Source organism: Gardnerella sp. DNF00571G (assembly GCF_049262695.1).
Lineage (GTDB): Bacteria > Actinomycetota > Actinomycetes > Actinomycetales > Bifidobacteriaceae > Bifidobacterium > Bifidobacterium piotii.
The window spans coordinates 707,272-727,135 of record NZ_CP058396.1; the positions used below are offsets into that span (position 1 = coordinate 707,272).

At 40.0% G+C, this 19,864-nt stretch carries 14 protein-coding genes; 5 read left to right on the forward strand and 9 right to left on the reverse strand.

Features of this window, described 5'->3' with window-relative positions; translation table 11 throughout:
• Positions 1–21: 21 nt before the first annotated feature.
• Complete coding sequence (gene purD, locus HXT30_RS02995; RefSeq protein WP_422111794.1) at positions 22–1,299, forward strand: phosphoribosylamine--glycine ligase; 1,278 nt, start codon at positions 22–24, stop codon at positions 1,297–1,299.
• On the opposite strand, the gene HXT30_RS03000 is transcribed toward purD, so the two are convergent.
• The gene (locus tag HXT30_RS03000) at positions 1,296–3,353 is read right to left on the reverse strand and encodes an LTA synthase family protein (RefSeq protein WP_422111828.1); all 2,058 of its coding nucleotides are present in this window, start codon (positions 3,351–3,353) and stop codon (positions 1,296–1,298) included. The two genes, purD and HXT30_RS03000, sit on opposite strands and share 4 nt — an antisense overlap.
• Before the next feature lie 285 nt (positions 3,354–3,638).
• On the opposite strand from HXT30_RS03000, the gene HXT30_RS03005 reads away from it, so the two are divergent.
• A complete protein-coding gene (locus HXT30_RS03005; protein WP_422111795.1) occupies positions 3,639–5,018 on the forward strand; it encodes an alpha/beta hydrolase-fold protein in 1,380 nt (459 codons plus the stop codon).
• Between the two features lie 2 nt (positions 5,019–5,020).
• Positions 5,021–7,777, forward strand: coding sequence for a bifunctional lysylphosphatidylglycerol flippase/synthetase MprF (locus HXT30_RS03010; protein WP_422111796.1), 2,757 nt, complete (start codon positions 5,021–5,023; stop codon positions 7,775–7,777).
• Positions 7,778–7,851: 74 nt separating this feature from the next.
• Here HXT30_RS03010 and HXT30_RS03015 read toward each other — a convergent pair whose 3' ends face one another.
• From HXT30_RS03015 to HXT30_RS03040, 6 genes are all read right to left on the reverse strand, one after another.
• A complete protein-coding gene (locus tag HXT30_RS03015; protein WP_422111797.1) occupies positions 7,852–10,449 on the reverse strand; it encodes an ATP-dependent Clp protease ATP-binding subunit in 2,598 nt (865 codons plus the stop codon).
• An 81-nt stretch (positions 10,450–10,530) separates the two neighbouring features.
• Positions 10,531–11,736 carry a DUF3027 domain-containing protein gene (locus tag HXT30_RS03020; protein ID WP_422111798.1) on the reverse strand — a complete coding sequence of 402 codons (1,206 nt, stop codon included), beginning with the start codon at positions 11,734–11,736 and terminating at the stop codon, positions 10,531–10,533.
• Between the two features lie 18 nt (positions 11,737–11,754).
• On the reverse strand, positions 11,755–12,144 hold the full coding sequence (locus HXT30_RS03025; RefSeq protein WP_016635790.1) for a cold-shock protein: 390 nt from the start codon (positions 12,142–12,144) through the stop codon (positions 11,755–11,757).
• A 154-nt stretch (positions 12,145–12,298) separates the two neighbouring features.
• Positions 12,299–14,302 carry a sensor histidine kinase gene (locus HXT30_RS03030; protein ID WP_415701368.1) on the reverse strand — a complete coding sequence of 668 codons (2,004 nt, stop codon included), beginning with the start codon at positions 14,300–14,302 and terminating at the stop codon, positions 12,299–12,301.
• A gap of 2 nt (positions 14,303–14,304) precedes the next feature.
• The gene (locus HXT30_RS03035; protein ID WP_032812835.1) at positions 14,305–15,045 is read right to left on the reverse strand and encodes a response regulator transcription factor; all 741 of its coding nucleotides are present in this window, start codon (positions 15,043–15,045) and stop codon (positions 14,305–14,307) included.
• Between the two features lie 60 nt (positions 15,046–15,105).
• Positions 15,106–15,840, reverse strand: a complete 735-nt coding sequence (locus HXT30_RS03040) for a TPM domain-containing protein (RefSeq protein WP_032815892.1) — start codon at positions 15,838–15,840, stop codon at positions 15,106–15,108.
• A 161-nt stretch (positions 15,841–16,001) separates the two neighbouring features.
• On the opposite strand from HXT30_RS03040, the gene HXT30_RS03045 reads away from it, so the two are divergent.
• Positions 16,002–16,295, forward strand: coding sequence for a WXG100 family type VII secretion target (locus HXT30_RS03045; protein ID WP_422111799.1), 294 nt, complete (start codon positions 16,002–16,004; stop codon positions 16,293–16,295).
• Between the two features lie 115 nt (positions 16,296–16,410).
• Here the strand turns inward: HXT30_RS03045 and groL are convergent, their stop codons facing one another.
• Positions 16,411–18,036 (reverse strand): chaperonin GroEL, encoded by a 1,626-nt coding sequence (gene groL, locus HXT30_RS03050; RefSeq protein WP_016791925.1) that lies wholly within the window; start codon positions 18,034–18,036, stop codon positions 16,411–16,413.
• Positions 18,037–18,308: 272 nt separating this feature from the next.
• Positions 18,309–18,989 carry a LytR C-terminal domain-containing protein gene (locus HXT30_RS03055; protein WP_415701367.1) on the reverse strand — a complete coding sequence of 227 codons (681 nt, stop codon included), beginning with the start codon at positions 18,987–18,989 and terminating at the stop codon, positions 18,309–18,311.
• Positions 18,990–19,147: 158 nt separating this feature from the next.
• On the opposite strand from HXT30_RS03055, the gene HXT30_RS03060 reads away from it, so the two are divergent.
• Positions 19,148–19,849 (forward strand): uracil-DNA glycosylase, encoded by a 702-nt coding sequence (locus tag HXT30_RS03060; RefSeq protein ID WP_422111800.1) that lies wholly within the window; start codon positions 19,148–19,150, stop codon positions 19,847–19,849.
• Positions 19,850–19,864: the final 15 nt, after the last annotated feature.

Sequence of the window (19,864 nt, forward strand, 5' to 3'; positions counted from 1 at the left end):
TAAAGTAATAAAGGATTAAAGATGAAAGTTTTAGTTGTAGGCTCAGGCGCACGAGAACACGCAATCGCAGTTGCATTTTTAGCAAGTAAAAGCGTTAGCGAAGTCACAGTTGCTCCTGGAAACCCAGGCATGATTAAAAGCGGAATCAAAACTGAAAACATTAGCGAATCGGATCACAACGCTTTAATCGAATTTGTTAAGAGCAACAACTACGACTTTGCTTTTATTGGCCCCGAAGTGCCTCTTATGAATGGCATTGTTGACGATTTTGAAGCTAATGGAATCCCAGCATTTGGCCCAAACAAAGCGGCTGCTCAAATTGAAGGATCTAAGGATTTTGCAAAGCAACTTATGCAAAGGCATAATATTCCAACAGCCGCCTACCAAACATTTAGCGAGCTAGAACCAGCGATTGAGTACGTTAAAAATCAAGGCGCTCCTATTGTTATTAAAGCAGACGGCTTGGCTGCTGGGAAAGGCGTAACAGTTGCCACTAGCGTTGATGAGGCGCTCGCAGCTTTAGACGATATTTTTGTAGACCATCGTTTTGGCAAAGCTGGAGCAAAAGTAGTTATAGAAGAGTTTTTAGAAGGCGAAGAATTCTCATTAATGAGTTTTGCTAACGGAACAGATTTTTGGGTTATGCCAATTTCTCAAGATCACAAGCGCGCTCATGATGGCGATACTGGTCCAAACACAGGCGGCATGGGAGCTTATAGCCCTGTTCCGCAAATCAGCGATGAAGTTGTAAAACAAGCGATTGATAAAATCGTACGCCCAACTTTGCAAGCTCTTGCAAGCGAAGGCATGCCTTTTACAGGAGTTTTGTACGCTGGATTGATTAACACAGAGCAAGGCGCAAAAGTCATAGAATTTAACGCTCGCTTTGGAGACCCAGAAACAGAGGTTGTTCTTCCAAGACTTACTAGCGACTTTGGCGAAGCTATTTTTAACATTTTGCATGGCAAAGAACCAACATTTACTTGGATTAAAAATGGCGTAACTCTTGGCGTTGTGTTAGCAAGCAAAGGATACCCAGGAAAGCTTGTTACAGGAACACCTCTGCCACAAATCGCTCTTAATAGCGCAGATCAAAATGTTTACTATTCTGGTGTTAAATTAGACGAAAACAATAATCTTGTAACGTCTTCTGGAAGAGTGGCACTTTTGCAAGTAAATGGCAAAGATGTTAAAGATGCTCAATCAAAAGCCTATAGCATATTAGACAATCTTAATCTTTCTAACATGTTTTATAGGCACGACATTGCAACTAAAGCACTTAAAGCATTGAAAAATTAAAAACCAAGAAAGTTTGTGTTTTTAAGATAATGCTTTCCAGCCGTAATATCATATTGAATCAAACGGTAATCATGCAATAATTGTTTAGTTTCTTTGTTCATACTACTAGCAATCATTGGCTTTCCGCTTGGATTCAAGTAAATTGGCTGGCCTTGCGGAATTCTATCCCACCCCTGAATCTTATTTACTACAGGAGGCTCCATTGCACTAATCTTTTCGTGCAATTTTGTAAGGAATGCAAGATATGGCGAAACTTTAGAATTTGTGTGAGACGCCACTTGCGATATAAAGAAGTTTGGAGAAGAATAATAGTCACTAATTTTGTTTGGAGCTTTATTATTTTCTCTAGCTTTTTTATTTGACCAAATAAAGTAATCAGTTAGATGCAAATCAAGAGAATTATTCTCATCATCGCTGGCAGTACTATATATTCCAGGAAGATGATCTCCATAGAATACAACAGTCACTGGCTTATCTATAGAATCCAAGTCATTTAAGAACTCTTGAGTTGCTTTATCTGTGTAACTCACTCCCTTAGCGTATGTTTCAATCGAAGATATTTCCGAGCTTCCAAGCTTTGGCGAGCTAGGCTTTGAACTAGCCTTAAAATCATTGTTCTTATACCAATTCCTAAATGGCATATGATTTTGCATTGTGACTATTTGCACAAATTGATTATTTTTACTAGATGCGATTTTTTCAAACGCACTTTTATACGCAGACTCGTCGCAAACATAAGGCGATTTATCAAGCATATTTTTGTGAGCAATAACATTAGGAGATTCTAGCGAGTAGAACTTACTAAAACCAAACTTCTTATAGTTTGTTGAGCGCAAGTACATGCTAGGCTCATACGGGTGGAATGCTATGGAATTTGCTTCACTACCCCAATACCTGTTAATCGTAGGAGTCCAAGAAGAATTTGGAACAAGCTGCTGATACGGGCTTGTAAGAGATGAGTTAAAGTTCACCATGCTCAATCCCGTAAGAGACATATATTCAAGATTTGCAGTTCCTCCGCCGTAGCCAGAAGAAAGCATTAAACCGCTATCTGTTTTCTCTTTCAAAGAGCTTATAAACGGCATTGGATTCTTATTTAGTTGCAATCCAGGAACTCTTATTGGATTAGAGAATGATTCCGAAAGCACATAAACAACAGTATTATCGGAGATTTTTGACTTTCTAGAAGCGTTTATTTTCTTTGCTTCATTATTGTATTTTTCTAGCAAAGCGCTCATAGTTCGCTCACTGTAATCCGAAGGCTTATCCATAACCTTTGGGTTTACTTGCCTTAAAAATGCCACTAATGCGCCGTTTCTTTGAGCGTCGTAAACGGAGTCCCACATTGATGGCGTGTCTCCCATAAACTTAGCAAAATTGTTTGCGCTAGAATCAACAGTTCCAACTGTGCAAATATACCATCCAAAAGTCGCTAATAATGCGATTAAAGTTACAACACGAACCAAAATCGAAGTTCTTAAATTTGCAATAATAACGATTTTTCCATGATTAACATCTAAAACATGCAACAAAAGCGCAATAACCCAAGTTATTAGAACAGCAACAATAGAGCTAAAAATAACGGCATTTGCGTTGTCTGGAAGAAAAGATGCGATATTTCCAGTATTACTTTTTAAAAAGTTTAAGTCAGCTGGAAGAATCGTTTCGTATCGAACATTCACTTTCATATATTCAATAACAGAAACAATTATAGATGCGCTAATCAAAATAGCAGACGTAATCCAAAAACGGTTTATGATTATTAGCAAAATACCATAAATCAACGCAAGAATAAGAAGATTAAGCACAAAAACAAAATTAAGCTTAAGCCACATTTTTGAGATTATGTTCCAAGCGCTTGCCGAAAGTGATGAAGTCATTTCTACTCGACCAGAACGCTGTACAGAAAGCTGCACAATCATAACCATTATTGCACAGAAAGCAACAAACAGAGCGCAATACGCCCAACGAGCAAACCTAATCTTAAAACGATCAAATTGCTTAAAAATTGTAAGAGAATTGCTTAATGGCAATTTTGCACCCTTCTGATTCATGCCCATGTTTAATGCCCAATATTCAATGCATATTACATTTATTACGTTCTTAACGCATATCGTGTACGTATTAGTCTACACATACATCTTAAGTATCACTATCGTCATACCAAACAACCGTATAAAACTATGCATATTCATACTTTTGACGTATTGTAAGGTGTTCTATAGCATTTATCATTATAATAGATGACAAAATATAGAAAATTTTAAGGATTATATACTATATTTGCAAAGGTTGTGTTTGTTATCTTCAATCTAGCGAGGTTTTAAGGAACAGTAAGAATGAAGCAATTTATTGCCACAATTAACTTAATGCACGGCACTCTACCTATAAGCATATTCGCAATATCTGCATTATGCTTAGCTGTTCTTTTAATTACAAAACCTAAAAAGTCAAAGTATTTTCCAAAACTATTAACTCAACTAGGCTCAGCATTTTTATTCGCCATTATTTTTGGATTCATAACTTGGCTAATATCCGACGTTTTTCTTGTGTTTGGCGTAAGTCTTGGCTGGCTTGTGATTTTTTCGATTGCAGGAGGATTTGCTGCCGTAGGCTTTGCTCTAAGCGCTGCAATAATTTCTAAGGGATACAGAAGAGCTTTCGCCATTTTTTCAATTATCTTATTTGTTTTAGCAACAATGATTCGCGTAAACATGATTTACGGAGAATACACGACTATTGGATCTGTTTTTGGATTAGGAAATTACCCAAAGCTAGAAGAGCATAATAAACACAATGCAGTTATGGAAATTAAAGATTGGAACTTACTAGCAGATCAGAAAAAACTGCCTAAAATGCCGTCTAAAGGCATTAGCCGCTCTGTTAGAATTCCAGCAACGCAATCAAACTTCCGAGCTAGAATCGCAAACGTGTATCTTCCTCCAGCTGCGCTAACAAAATTTGCTCCAAAACTTCCTGTAATGGTTCTTCTTTCTGGCCAGCCAGGAAGCCCTAATAGACTATTTGCTGCAAGCGAAATAGTGAATACTTTAGACGCTTACGCTAAAAAACACAATGGTTTAGCTCCGATTGTTGTTTCCCCAGACCAGAATGGCACTTCAACACACAATTCACTTTGCGCAAACACAAAAGTTTATGGAAACGCTCAAACGTACCTGACTAAAGATGTTGTTAGCTGGATTCGCAAAAATCTTCCTGCAAGCACAAATCCAGCACTTTGGCTTATGGGAGGATTTTCTCAAGGTGGAACTTGTGCAACTCAAATAGTTCCAGCGTACCCAAAGTTGTTTGGAAACATGTATTCTGCTGGCGGAGAATTAGAGCCAACTTACAAGAATAAAAACGAAACAATAAACCGCTATTTTAACGGAAATCGCAAGGAATACGAAAAGCATATTCCAGCAAACATAATGAGAAAAAACGCTCCATTAAATCAAAATTATTATTCAATAGCAGGAGCATGGGATCCAAAATCACAAATAAATCAATCCACTATTGCTATTGCAGCACATAAAGCTGGAATAAGTGTTATAACAATGATTTCTAAAGGCTCAGGCCACGATTGGCATACGGTTCAAAGCGGATTAAAGGTTGCTATTGATCATCTTTGTAAAGACGCTGAAATAGCAAAGCATGATCCAGATTTAAGCTCTTATAGTAATATTCAAGTGGTTGTTAATCAGAAGGTGAGGCGATAAACATGCCAAACTTTTTATCAAAAAATCACAAGTCAACAGCAAAACATCATTTATCTATACTAAGCAATGATGTTAGAATCTGGCTGTCTCAACGAGTTCTTGCAGTAAAAATCACGCTTGTATTTTTGCTTATAAACCTTGTACATTGGATTTTCCGTACTGTAATGCACATTTACACTTACGGTACAAACGCTACCCTTGCACAATTTTTCTCGTACCATAAGCCAAAAATTGGCTCCCCATTCCTTTTTGGCCATAGAAACGTTCCTCAACTTTTGCTTAAACTGTTCCACTCGCTTTTCTTTGTAAACAGTTTTCCGTCTTTAGCTGTTAACGCTATTCTTTCTTTGGTTTTAATCGGATTAGCAGAAACAAGAATTGGAAAAATGCGTTTGCTTTTTGTTTCTGTATCTAGCACGCTTATTGGAACTTTGCTAGGGCTAACACTAATTGGCAATCTTTCTGCGATTATTCGCAATATGCATTGGATTACTAGAATACCAATTAGGCTTTCGCCTTTTACGCTTTTTGTTGGCGCGTTTATGTCTGCAGCAACATGCGAATCAATCTTGTGGCGTAGACGAATGCTTGTTTTGGGCTATTCAATAACATCTGCAATGCTTCTTTATAGTGGAAATCCTGGGGATTATTGCACGATTTTTGCAGCGATTTGTGGCCATATTATTGGCAATGCAATGAACAAGAACAACAAAACTAATACTGCTAAAAGCGCAAGCTGGTGGCATGGAACAGACTACGAAATTAGGCGTCTTTTTTCAATAGCGCAACTTATTATGGCGTTAGGCCCTGTTCTTGCATTGTCTTCAAGATCTCACGCTGGAATACTAACAACTCTTGGCTTGTTCATGTCTCCACAAATGGGCACAAAACCTTGGCTTGCAAGATGCATATCGAACTATAGTTCCAGCAGCTGTTTGCTTCATTCTGGATTGCAACACGCAACAATTGGCGGTCTTTGGATTCGTATTCTTTTGCCTATTGTTACTTTAATGATTATATCTTGGGGACTTTTACGCGGAAGAAGGCTTGCAGCTTATGCCGCTATAACAATTAATGGACTTACTGCAATTTATGCAACTATGTATTTTGCGATTTTGCCATTAATCGCAGCTAAGCAAGCTATGATTTTCCACAAGAATAATGCAACTTCTATAGCGTTTATGCTCACTGCTCTGCCTCCACTATTAATCGCAATACTATTGTTTATAAACATAAAGCATTTTCCAAATCATAGCGATAAGTTTGAACGCAGAATTGGCTTAGTCGCAATTGTTCTTGCACTATTTTCTACTGGAATAGGATATGTTTGCTTTGGATTAATTGCTCCAAATGAGTTTAAGCCTGCAGCAGACTTGCATCATTTACTCCGTGACCTTCCAGGACGTTGGATGCCTATGGGATTTGGAACAAGATCTAACGCAATGCTTATGCCATTAACTCCACTTGCTTCTGCTATTACTCAATGCGTTGGAGTTCTTCTTTGGATTGTTCTTTTTGTTGTTTGCCTTATGTGGTTTAAGAACAAAGTTACTATTAACGAAGAAGATCGTAAAAAAGCAAGTCAATTAGTTCATTTTGGCGGAGACACAATGAGCTTTATGACTACTTGGCCAGACAATCACTATTGGTTCTCTAACACAGAACGCTCCGCAATAGCATATAGGCTTAAGTACGGAATTGCTTTAACATTAACAGGGCCTTTTGGAGATAAATCAGAATATAAGAATGATTTGAAAGCGTTTATTCAACTTTGCGAGCAAAACTCTTGGTCTCCAGCTTTCTATGCTGTGCATGAGGAAGACCGCAAAAACCTAGAATCTCTTGGTTTTATGTCTATTAAAGTTGGAAGCGATATGCTTGTTTACCCTAAAGAGTGGCAAACTCGTGGAAAAAAGTGGCAAGATATTCGTACCGCTATAAACAAAGCAAAACGCGATGGAATAACAGATGTTCTTAGCACATACAACGATGCTCCGTGGAAAATTCAACAACAGATTATTGAGATTTCGGAAGAGTGGGCAGAGCTTAAATCTCTTCCAGAAATGAAGTTTACTCTTGGCGGATTAGAAGAATTGCACGATCCTCGAGTGAAAATTTTGTATGCAATTGACAATAATGGCAAGGTTCTTGGTGTTACAAGCTGGATGCCTACTTATAGCAACAATCGCGTAATAGGGTGGACTCTTGATTTTATGAGGCACCGTACGGATAGTCCTAATGGAATTATGGAGCTTCTTATTGCAAGAATGGCGGAACGCTTAAGAGATGAAGGACTTGAGAATCCAGAATCTGCTGTGGAATTTATGAGTCTTTCTGCTGCTCCTCTTGCTGGAATAACAGATATTTGCGACTCAAACGATTCTAGTACTTCAACTTCTTTGCAAAGTGAAGCGAACACTGTTAACAACAATGACGATATAGAAAATAATGATAATGATGGCGTAGAACATGCACAAAATGACGTAAATCACCATGAATCTAACGAGATTATTGTTCATGCTCTAGAGATGATGTCCGACATTTTGGAACCAGCATACGGATTTAAGTCGTTGTACTTCTTTAAGAAAAAGTTCCAACCAACCAATAGTCCTGTGTATATATGCTACTTGGATTCTGCAAAGCTTGCGCAAATATCGCTAGCTGTTACAAGCTCCTATTTGCCAGAAACTAATCCTAAGCAAATTTTAGAAATGCTAAAAACACTTAAGAAAGACGCAAATCAAAAAAATCTCCGTTAATTTGCGTGCTAAGCTTGCATATTAACGGAGATTAAGTTTATTAAGAGATTTTAATCGAAATCTTAATTGTGCAACTAAGACTCCGATTCGACTTTAGAAGCGGAATCAGATTCGGTTGATTTAGTTGATTCGCTTGATTCAGAAGAATCATTGGAATCAGTGGATTCTGCCGACTTAGAGTCGCTGCATGCGGAATCAAACTTCTTACCGCGGAAAATAAATTCTCCAAGCAACCCTTCGCCTTCGGCATCCACCTCAACGCATTCTCCGTCTGTTAAATCGCCAAGCAAAATCTTCTCGCTAATAGCGTCTTCAATATCTCGTTGAATAACCCTGCGCAATGGTCTTGCACCAAGAAGAGGGTCAAAGCCCTTTTGAGCAAGAAGATTCTTAGCATTATCCGTAAGCTCCAAAGTCATATGGCGTTCAAACAATCGATCATTTAAAAGCTTAATGTCTAGATCAACAATTTGACGAACCTCTGGCTCAGTAAGCTGACGGAACACAATCGTATCGTCTAAGCGGTTAAGGAACTCAGGGCGGAATTGGCGCTTAAGCTCCGAATTAACTTGATCTTTCATACGTTGATAAGACGATTCTTCATTATTTGCAAGACTAAAACCAGTATTCGCAGACTTAGCAATATCTCGAGTACCAAGATTTGTAGTCAAAATAATAATCGTATTCTTAAAATCAACTTTTCTACCTTGGCCATCAGTTAAATGACCATCGTCCAGAACTTGCAAAAGCGTGTTGAAAATATCTGGATGAGCTTTTTCAATCTCGTCAAAAAGCACCACCGAGAATGGCTTCCTACGAACCTTCTCTGTAAGCTCGCCACCCTCCTCGTATCCAACGTACCCTGGAGGAGCACCAAATAGACGAGAAGCAGCATACTTTTCTGCAAACTCCGACATATCTATGCGAATAAGCGCATCTTCATCGTCAAACAAGAACTGAGCCAACGCTTTAGCAAGCTCCGTTTTACCAACACCAGTAGGGCCAGCAAAAATAAACGAACCAGATGGACGCTTTGGATCTTTCAGTCCTACTCGAGCACGACGAATAGAGCGAGAAAGTGCACAAACAGCCTCATCTTGACCAATAATGCGCTTATGAAGCTCCGCCTCCATGCCAAGTAGCTTTTTAGACTCGGCTTGAGTGAGCTTAACAACAGGAATACCGGTTGTATTAGAAACAACAGACGCAATAACATCTTCATCTACAACCATATTCACTTTCGACTCGCCTTCGCGCCAAGCTTGCTCCTTAGCCTTGCGATCTTCCTCAAGCTTTTCTTGTTCATCTCGCAAGTCGGCAGCCTTTTCAAAATCTTGGCTCTTAATAGCTTCGTCTTTCTTGTCTGAAAGTTTAGAAATCTTAGAATCAAGTTCCTTAATCTCTGGAGGCTCCGTTAATCGCTTAATGCGCAATCTAGCTCCAGCTTCATCAATCAAATCAATCGCCTTATCTGGCAAATTCCTATCTTGAATATAGCGAGCAGACATTTCGGCTGCAGATTGCAAAGCACCATCCGTAATAGTTACGTGATGATGATTCTCGTAGCGCTCACGCAAACCCTTTAGAATCTCGATTGTCTCCGCAATAGAAGGCTCTTGAACCTGAATAGGCTGGAATCTTCGTTCCAAAGCCGCATCCTTTTCAATATACTTTCTATACTCGTCTGTAGTTGTAGCACCAATTGTTTGTAGCTCACCACGCGCAAGCATAGGCTTAAGCATATCTGAAGCGCCTAAAGCGCCATCAGCAGAACCTGCGCCAACAATAGTGTGAATCTCGTCAATAAATAGAACAATATCTCCGCGAGTCTTAATCTCTTTAAGAACCTTCTTTAATCGCTCTTCGAAATCACCACGGTAACGAGAACCTGCAACCATTGAGCCAAGATCAAGAGAATAGACTTGCTTACCTTTTAGCGTTTCTGGAACATCTCCAACAACAATCTTTTGCGCAAGTCCTTCTACAACAGCTGTTTTACCAACGCCTGGCTCGCCAATAAGAACAGGATTATTCTTAGTTCTGCGAGAAAGCACAACCATAACGCGCTCAATTTCTTTAGAGCGTCCAATAACAGGGTCAAGCTTGCCTTGTTGAGCTTCGTTAGTAAGATTTCTTCCAAACTGATCTAAAAGAGCAGAACCAGACTGATTGCGTTTATCTTGAACTCCCCCAGCATTTGCAAGTTCTGCGCCTTGACCGTCTGCTGGAATGCCAGAATTGCCACGAATCAAATCCATTGCCGTGCTACGAAGATCGCCTAAATCAACCTCCATTTTAATAAGCACTTGCGTTCCAACGCCTTCGCCTTCTCTAATAAGGCCTAAAAGAATATGCTCAGTACCAATATAACTATGACCAAGTTGCAAAGCTTCACGCAAACTAAGCTCAAGCACTTGCTTAGCATGCGGAGTAAAAGGTATGTGGCCATTAGGCGAAACAGTACCCGTTCCAATCATCTCTTTTACTTGTTTGCGAGTACCGTCTAAATCTACGCCTTTTGCACTCAAAGCTTTTGCTGCTATTCCTTCACCTTCTCTAATAAGGCCTAAAAGAATATGCTCAGTACCAATGTAGTTATGCTGAAGAGCGCGCGCTTCTTCTTGCGCTAGCACAATAACACGCCGAGCGCGGTCAGTGAACCGTTCAAACATAATTGCCTTCCGTTTTTATCCTTGTTCCATGGTAACGAGTTGCCATGACTCTAGAGCAATGCCTCTATAGAATCCGTGAGACTAATCATTTGAGCGCGGATTATTATTTGAGTCAAAATTATCTTCAAATTCTGTACTATCTACGATTTGCGCACTGATCTTGGATTCTTCACTATCTTCATATTGCAAACCACTATTATTGTTTGCAATATCTTCATCCTCATTGCGCAAACCATCGTCATCGTGCTCTTTACTATCTTGATTATTTTCATCCAAAACGCGCTTACGCCTTGACTTGCGATTTTCTTTGCTATCTTCAATCGCTTCTTCTATAAGCTCAACATCTGCACGTTCTTCTCTAGGTGTTTGAGGAACAATCTCAATGTGATAGTCGTCGTAAGCAGGCTCTGATTGAACCCAAAGCTGCGATGGCTCAGGAGGCGCTATTTCGGAATGTTCTCCGCATCCATGATCAAGCGCAACTACTCGCCCATCGTCTGGGCTCCACATATTTGCGCAAACTCCAAACATGTTTCCAAGACTTCCCGCAAGAGGAATCATAAATCCACATGACGAGCAAGCTTTTCCATCTGCAATCTTAGTAGAAAGTGACTTTGGCCCATGTTGACCCGCATACCATCTTTTTGCAGTTTGAGCTATAGCCTGAGCAGTCATAACTCTTTTTCGAGTTAAGCGGAAAGTTTCAACAGCATCTTCAAAATCTTCTTTTGACTCCCCATTCTCAAGATTTTCATCATCTTCTGCACTCGCGTTATCTGCCTTATATGCGCTTTTGCTATCCGAACTATCTGAACTATCCGCGATATTTTCGCTATTCTCGCTATCTGCGTCGTTATTACTGTTTTCACTATCTTTAGCGCATTGCGAACCGTCTTCAGATGCATCATTTTCTTGAGCACCATCAAGCTTAACTCCATCTTCAAGCCTGGAGTCATCTTCTGCAGTGCCTATTGAATCCATAACCGAAAGATCCGTAGGCCTAAGTCTATCTTTCCAAGGAACCCAAGGAGGAGGAAGTAATGAATCTTCAGTTGGAGCAAGACTAGATTCATTAACAGTCCAACGACCAGCATCTTCATCATGATACAGCGTTACCGACCATTGCCAGCCTTCATAGCCAAGCATAGTGCAAGCAAAACGGAAATCAGTAACATTGCTACCAAGATCCATTTTGCCTACAAAATCGCCTACAGCGTTTTTGCGCTCCGAAGTTTCCACAGCAACTTCATAAGCAAGCTCCTGCGGATTTATTACTTCATCTTCCATAAAAAATCCTGTTAACTATTAATCTTGTACGTCAAAATTATCTGCTACAGCACGCAACAAGTGCGCGAGCTTTTTAGATTCTGCACTAGATGGATAATGGCGTCTACGCAAGCCGTTGCCAGCAGAGTCTAAAAGCTTAATAAGGTCTTCTACGATTGCAGCCATATCTTCTGCTTTTGGCCTTGTAGCCTTTACAAGCGAAGGAGCAGAAGCTACGAGTGTAAGTCCCATTGCTTGCGGGCCTTTGCGTCCTTCTACAACAGAAAATTCCACACGCGTACCTTTACGCAATTCTTTTATTGACGATGGCAATGCAGAAGAAGGCAAAAATACATCTTTGCCGTCTTCATCCACTATAAAGCCATATCCCTTTTGGGAATCATACCAACGAACGCGCCCGTTGGGCATAACACACCTCACTCAAATTCACTAAACTTTATGCGAATCATCAATTCTACTACATCCACATAACTCTACAGATTCACACTTTTCTAATTGTAGCGCATGAATCTAGAACAACCTAAATAATCTAAATAACCTACAACCTAAACAGTCTAACAGTCTAAACAGTCTTGTTATTTTCAACACCACTAATAGAGTCACTTGTAAGCATTTTATTTGATTTATCTACATTATTTTCTTTGTTTGCACTATCGTTACTATCACTACTATCGTCAATAATAACATTTGGTAATACAACTGTAAGAGTTAAACCGTGAGGCTTAGAATCCAAAGATTCATCTCCATTCATTGTTATATCTGCAGAAATATCTGTAGCAAAATCATCTTCACTAGTTCTATACGCACAAGACGTTGTTGCGCAAATCAAACCGCGATGAGCTTTAACAACAGATTGCGCAATAGACATGCCTAAGCCCGTACCGCCCTTTTCCCTGGCTCTAGAAGGATCAGCAATATAGAAACGCTCAAAAATATGAGGCAACGATTCTTCTGGAACTCCAGGACCGTGATCAACAACCCTTATAACAACGTAAGAGCTGCCAGCACCTGTTGATTGGCTAACTTCTGCTGCTTCCAAAAAATCCTTAAGAGACTTAGAAACAGAGCTCATTTTTTGCAAAGCTTCTGGAGTAATCGAAGCTTTAAAAATTCCCATTCCAATTTCTACAGGAGAATCACTTGGAGTATAACGATGAATGTTGCCAACAATATTAGTAAGAACTTGACGCAACCTTGCTCCATCGCCCTTTATAGTAACGTTAGGAAGCGAGCCTGGAGTAAAAATAAACTTTCTATCAAGATTGCAATTTGTAGGCTTAGAGCAATCCATTAACTTTAAGTCATCTGCTAAATACAATGTTCCTTGCTGAACAACTCTAACTTGATCAAGCGCGCGCAGGTCATTAGCAGCATCTTTAAGAATTGGAGTCACATTAACAGTTTGAGAAACATTTATTCCTCGCCCCTCATCAAATCGCGCTAGCGAAAGCAAATCTTCAACAAGCTCTGTCATTCTTTCGCTAGAAGCCTTAATGTGAGCAATGGAATCATCTGCCTTATCTTGCTGACCAGCAACACCTCTCCACATGTAATACAATTCTGCATAACCGTGAATCGCAGCTAAAGGCGTTCTAAGCTCGTGACTTGCATCTGAAACAAAACGTTTCATTTTTTCTGTCATTGCTTCTTGATCGTTAAAGCCTTGCTCAATTCTAGAAAGCATTGAATTTAAGCTTGCTGCCAAAGACCCAACTTCCGTGTTTTCTGGAGCAGAAGGAACTCGTCTGCTTAAATCTCCAGAAGCAATTTTAGAAGCTGTTTTTTCTATTCTTTTTAGCGGAACAAGAGTTGATTGAATAATCAAAGCAGACAAAACTGCACCAAGCAAAATAACAGTTATACTAACCATTAAGCAATAGCGCGTAAGAGTGTTTAGAGTATCCATTTGATCGCTTAGAGAAAGCGCTATATAGACGTAACCCCTAACGTGCATTTCGGAGTTGTAACCACTGCGATTACCCCACGTAAGAACTAACACGCGCCACGGCGACTGAGCAACCTTTGCAGTTGCTTCATCAACGCTTTTAAGGTCGCCATGAACTACAGCTGGAGATGTAAACGGCTTTCTTTTTATAACAACGCTGTTAATTTCGCCATCTTCTGGCAGCGTTGGCATAGAAACAACGTCTCCTTTAAGCGGAGGAACCAAAGGCGTTGTAATAATTTTGTTATTAGTATCGCGAATTTGCAAGAAATAATCGTTTGGACCTACAGTTGGCTCTTTTGAATCCTTTTTTCTAAGCAAATCAATATTGTCGTAAATAAGCTGAGCCTGATCTGCCAACTGAGCATCGGTTTTATCTAGCAAATAGCTTCCAACTAGCTGCCTAATCGACAAAGATATGCAAAATGCTGCAATAGTTAAAACTACAAGAGTACATGCTACTAATCGAGTACTCAACGGTATTGCATCTAGATGTTTGCGTATCCATTTTGATGCTTTATGCTTTTTATTAGGATTATTGTTTTTGCTTTTATAATCCGCATTTGCATTAGCGACTTCGGGATTATAAATAGCGACTTCCGCAGACTTGCCACTATTCATAATCAGGCTTGACCTGCCTTTGGTACGCGAATCATGTAACCAATTCCGCGCTTAGTTTCAATAAGTGGAACAACTTTCTCTATAGAGCCGTCGTCATGCTTAATCTCAATACCGTCGATTTTCTTTCTAAGATAAGAAATATAGGATTCAACGATTGCTGCGTCTCCACCCCAATCGTATTGCCAAACGTGATTAAGAATCTGGCTTTTAGACAACACTCTGCCTTCGTTATCCATTAAGTAATGCAAAAGCTTGTATTCCGTAGGACTTAGCTCGATTGGAACTCCAGCTCTAGAAACATCGTGCGAGTCCTCATTAATCTCTAAATCTGCAACGCGCACAACAGGAGTGTCTTCTTCTGGCTCTTGAGTTCTGCGCAAAATCGCTCGTATTCTAGCAACTACTTCTTCTAGGCTAAAAGGCTTTGTAACGTAGTCGTCTCCGCCAACTGTTAAGCCCATAATCTTATCTTGAGTATCATCTCTAGCTGTAAGAAACAGAACTGGCACTACTACACCATTTTGGCGGATTCGCCTTGTAACGGTAAAACCGTCTATATCTGGCAACATAACGTCCATAACAATAAGATCTGGATGAACGCGCTCTATAACCTCGATTGCTTCCGATCCCGAAGCAGCGGTTTCTACGTCAAATCCAGCAAAATGCAACGATGCAACCAAAAGTTCACGAATTGAAGGTTCATCATCGACCACAACAATAGATGCTTCTACATTCTTACCCATACTGTTTAGCATCACTTATAAAGCTGAATGTTTCCTGAGTGTTTCCTGGAAAAAATAATTTTATTTATTAGATGCGTGCCTACGCTTAGCTTTTCTAAAGCCCAGTTTAACTTGCTTTAGCACATAATTTCTTCTATAAAGCACAATCGCAACAATTACAAACAATGCAGCGATCACAACAATCATAACAATAGTTGCAATAATACTTGTTGAAGGCGTAACCGACGTCTTTTTAGCTCTAGAAATCTGCTTCATAAGCAAAATCGCAGACTTAGCCCAGTCAGCACCCTGCTCGTTAACTAATGGTCTATAAGCTGCATCCGACAATAAGTCAACTGTTGTTTTTCTTTTAAGCCATTCGTCGGAATTAGGGGAAACTGCAACAACAAGCTTTCCATCATGAGTAGCAACTGCTAGAAGAACTGTGTTTGCAGGTGGATTCGTGCTTGTTAATAAATCACTAGCCCACTTTGATGGGTCTTTACTACCACTAAAATTCGCTAAATAAAGAAGACGTACAGACACTCCAGTTTGCTTTTTTGTGCTAGCAATCATATCGGAAACTTTTGCAACGGAATCCCCTAGAAGATTTTCCGTATCTGTGATTGAATCAGTAGCAACAATGCCATAATTATTAGAACTTTTATTTGCTAAATCACCATTTTTTGATTCATCTTCAGCAAAAGCAGTGCTTGAAAATAGAACAATTTGGCTCAAAAACGCAAGCATTATAAGTGTGCATAAGCCTTTAACCACATTAGTAAAAAAATCTTTGTCATAATCGCTTAATGGCATATATTCATAATACCGTGTTTTTAGATTACAAGAAACAAGAGCAAAATTAAGTTTTAGACGCATCATTCTGTACAAGCACATTCTATACAAGCATTAGAGAACACGGAAATAAAAAAAAAACATAGAAAAACACATACATTTACAAACATTAAGGAGTAAAAATGGCACAATTTAGAGTAGACTCAGAGCAAATTCAGCAATCTGCTGCAGCAGTCGGATCTTCGATTAATGCGATTAGAGACGCAACAAATGGAATGTACGCAAATCTACAGCAATTACAAAGCGTGTGGACTGGCCCTGCTGCAACTCAGTTTGCAGCAACCGCTGGGCAATGGCGTGCAGCACACCAACAAATGGAGCAATCTCTAGAGGCAATTCAATTAGCAATGCAAAATGTTTCTAACATTTACATGGATACAGAAACACAAGCAACTTCCTTGTTTGCAATGAACTAAACAAAAGTCACAAAAACAAAAACAAACCACAAAAAACATGAGCGGCAAAGCCAAAACTTTACCGCTCATGCTTAATAACTAAACAGACTCAATCAAAGAGTTAACTTAATTTAATTTAGTAGCCCATTTCTGCGCCGCCAGCTGGAGCTGCAGCTGGCTTTTCTGGCTTGTTAGCAACAACAGCTTCGGTTGTTAAGAACAAACCAGCAATAGAAGCAGCATTCTGTAGAGCAGAACGAGTTACCTTAACTGGGTCGGTAACGCCAGCAGCCATCAAATCTTCGTAAGCGTTGGTTGCAGCGTTAAAGCCTTGGCCTTCTGGAAGTTCGCGAACCTTGTTAAGAACAACGTCTCCAGAAACACCGCTATTTTGAGCAATCTGCTTAATTGGAGCTTCTACAGCGCGGAACACGATTGCAGCGCCCGTAGCTTCTTCGCCCTTAAGATTTGCGATTTCTTGAGACTTCTCAACCTTTGCAGCAGCTTGAACAAGAGCAACGCCACCACCTGGGAGCAAGCCCTCTTCAATTGCAGCCTTAGCATTACGCACTGCGTCTTCAATGCGATGCTTGCGCTCCTTGGCTTCTACTTCTGTAGCAGCACCAACCTTAATAACAGCAACGCCGCCAGCAAGCTTTGCAAGACGCTCCTGAAGCTTTTCGCGATCGTAATCGGAATCAGTGTTCTCAATTTCGCCGCGAATTTGAGCAACACGAGCCTCAACATCTTCCTTAGAACCAGCACCAGAAACGATAGTTGTTTCATCCTTAGAAACAATCACCTTAGATGCGTGACCAAACACAGATGCATCAATAGAATCGAGCTTTAAGCCAAGGTCGTCAGAAACAACCTGAGCGCCAGTCAAAATTGCCATATCTTGCAACATTGCCTTGCGACGATCGCCAAAGCCTGGAGCCTTAACAGCTACAGTGTTGAAAGTGCCACGAATCTTGTTAAGAACAAGAGTTGGCAAAGCTTCGCCATCAACGTCTTCCGCAATAATAAGCAATGGCTTACCAGACTTCATAACAAGTTCTGCAACATGAACAATGTCTTGCTGGCTAGAAACCTTGCCAGAAGTGAGCAAGATGTATGGGTCTTCCAAAACAGCAGTCTGATCTTCTGCGTTAGTTACAAAGTAAGGAGAAATGTAACCCTTATCGAAGCGCATGCCTTCTGTAAAGTCCAAATCAAGACCAAACTTGTTGTTGTCTTCAACAGTAACAACACCGTCCTGACCAACCTTATCTAGAGCTTCTGCAATCTTTTCGCCAACTTCTGGGTCGGCAGCAGAAATCGTAGCAGTAGCAGCGATTTGATCCTTTGTTTCAACGTCTTTAGCAGATGCGAGCAATTCCTTAACAATTGCTTCGGAAGCTTTTTCAATGCCGCGGCGAAGAGCAATTGGATTGCTTCCTGCAACAACATTCTTTAAGCCTTCATGCACCAAAGACTGAGCCAAAACGGTAGCGGTTGTAGTGCCGTCGCCTGCAACGTCATCAGTCTTCTTAGCAACTTCCTTAACTAACTCAGCACCAATGCGCTCGTATGGATCTTCAAGATCAATCTCTTTAGCGATTGAAACGCCATCATTGGTGATTGTTGGAGCGCCGTAAGACTTATCTAGAACTACGTTACGACCCTTTGGTCCAAGAGTGACCTTTACTGTATTTGCAAGCTTATCAAGACCAGCAAGCATACCCTGGCGGGCATCCTCTTCATAGGCAATAATCTTTGCCATTATTCCTCCACATAACTTAACTATGGACACTCACTCATGCTTCTTTTAGCTAATCAACCGTCAGCTGTTGACTAAACCGTTAAACTGAGTGCTAAATGAAGATTAGCACTCTACGTGCCCGAGTGCCAACTATAATCAAAAATCTATAGAAAAAATCTATAGTCTAAAAGCAAAAATAGCCAAGTAAAAAGCCATTTATTGCGACTTTCTACTTAGCTACTTAAGCAATTATTTATTAGTTAAAATTATTACGAAATAAGAAAATCGTAATTCTACTTGCACAAAACAACAACAATAGTAGTTGCTATTTGATTTGCAGGTTCAACATTGCTAATTCCAAGCGTCTTAGCAATATCTTCAGCAGCAGATCGATTCTCGTCTCCCTTATACCAAACAACAGAATCAGCAGGAACATTTCCAGAAGGATTTGCAGCTTCTACACTTGAATAGCCTGCTTGCTTAAGCTTTGCTGCTTCTTGAGCCGCATGACCCTGAATCTTTGTTGCGTTAACAACTCTTACTGGAACAGTCTTGTTAATAGGTTGTTCAGAAGCATTTGAGTCGCTTGCATTATTGTCTTTAGAATCCTTAGAGCTATTACTGTTTTTATCTGTTTTGTTTGACTTATCGGTTTTTACTGGATCTCTATCTTCATCTGAATCGTCATCAGCATCATCCGACTTGCTCTTGCGCTCATCAATCTTACCGCTCTTAACGTTAGAAGACTTAGCAGTTGTTGACTGATTTGCACTCCAAGGCAAACGAATATTGTTGATTTCTCCAGACATAATAGCCCACGCAAAAACGCCTAAAATAACAGCCATAGCTATGACTACTACATACGGGAGCAATACAGCATACCAAGCGCGATTTCCGCGATGAACACCAACAGGACCTTCTGGTGGATTATCAAAAGCATCTGGTGTAAACGACACGTTCTGCTTATGCGCCATAATTGCATCCCTTCTAAAACTATCTAAACAATATGAATCCATATTAGCGAATGGCGCGCACAAAGCGTAAAATTTTTGTTTACGCTAATATCTGTTTTAGCATTTGCAACACTTGTTTGCACACTTGTTTTATAAGCCTTGTTTTAGAGTTGATAAACATGAATATTAAGCAGCGAAAATCTTTGCACGAGCTAATAGATCCAGATTGGGCAAATGCTCTTGAGCCAGTTGAGCCGCAAATTCACAAAATGGGAGACTTCTTGCGCGAAGAAATGGCGTGCGGAAGGCGATTTTTGCCAGAAAGTCATAATATTCTTAGAGCTTTTACAATCCCCTTTAATCAAATAAAAGTTCTTATTGTTGGCCAAGACCCATACCCTACTCCAGGCCACCCCGTTGGTCTTAGTTTTTGTGTAGATGCTCGCGTTAAACCGTTGCCTAAAAGTTTGACTAATATTTACAAAGAATTAGTTAGCGACTTAAACGTTCCAATGCCTAAAAATGGCGATTTAACACCTTGGACTAAGCAAGGCGTAATGCTTTTGAACAGATGTCTTAGCGTAGAAGCTGGAAAAGCTAATAGTCATCAAGGAAAAGGCTGGGAACAAATCACAGATGCTGCAATAACAGCATTAAATAATCGTAAAGATGCTAATGGCAAACCACTACCACTTGTGGCAATTCTTTGGGGCAGAAACGCTCAAAGCCTAGGACCACTTCTTACAAATGCAATAATTATTCAATCCCCTCATCCAAGCCCACTTTCTGCTTCAAGAGGATTTTTTGGGTCAAAGCCATTTTCTAAAGCAAATCAAGCATTAATATCTCTAGGCACAACACCAATTGACTGGAGTTTATAGAAAAAACGAGTAAAG

Bases quoted from the DNA above. Each gene is read 5' to 3' on its own strand.
- HXT30_RS03000 (WP_422111828.1), bottom strand. From the start codon at position 3,353: ATGAATCAGAAGGGTGCAAAATTGCCATTAAGCAATTCTCTTACAATT.
- HXT30_RS03045 (WP_422111799.1), top strand. From the start codon at position 16,002: ATGGCACAATTTAGAGTAGACTCAGAGCAAATTCAGCAATCTGCTGCA.
- groL (WP_016791925.1), bottom strand. From the start codon at position 18,036: ATGGCAAAGATTATTGCCTATGAAGAGGATGCCCGCCAGGGTATGCTT.
- HXT30_RS03035 (WP_032812835.1), bottom strand. From the start codon at position 15,045: ATGGGTAAGAATGTAGAAGCATCTATTGTTGTGGTCGATGATGAACCT.
- HXT30_RS03005 (WP_422111795.1), top strand. From the start codon at position 3,639: ATGAAGCAATTTATTGCCACAATTAACTTAATGCACGGCACTCTACCT.
- HXT30_RS03010 (WP_422111796.1), top strand. From the start codon at position 5,021: ATGCCAAACTTTTTATCAAAAAATCACAAGTCAACAGCAAAACATCAT.
- HXT30_RS03040 (WP_032815892.1), bottom strand. From the start codon at position 15,840: ATGCCATTAAGCGATTATGACAAAGATTTTTTTACTAATGTGGTTAAA.
- HXT30_RS03055 (WP_415701367.1), bottom strand. From the start codon at position 18,989: ATGGCGCATAAGCAGAACGTGTCGTTTACACCAGATGCTTTTGATAAT.
- HXT30_RS03015 (WP_422111797.1), bottom strand. From the start codon at position 10,449: ATGTTTGAACGGTTCACTGACCGCGCTCGGCGTGTTATTGTGCTAGCG.
- purD (WP_422111794.1), top strand. From the start codon at position 22: ATGAAAGTTTTAGTTGTAGGCTCAGGCGCACGAGAACACGCAATCGCA.
- HXT30_RS03060 (WP_422111800.1), top strand. From the start codon at position 19,148: ATGAATATTAAGCAGCGAAAATCTTTGCACGAGCTAATAGATCCAGAT.
- HXT30_RS03020 (WP_422111798.1), bottom strand. From the start codon at position 11,736: ATGGAAGATGAAGTAATAAATCCGCAGGAGCTTGCTTATGAAGTTGCT.
- HXT30_RS03030 (WP_415701368.1), bottom strand. From the start codon at position 14,302: ATGAATAGTGGCAAGTCTGCGGAAGTCGCTATTTATAATCCCGAAGTC.
- HXT30_RS03025 (WP_016635790.1), bottom strand. From the start codon at position 12,144: ATGCCCAACGGGCGCGTTCGTTGGTATGATTCCCAAAAGGGATATGGC.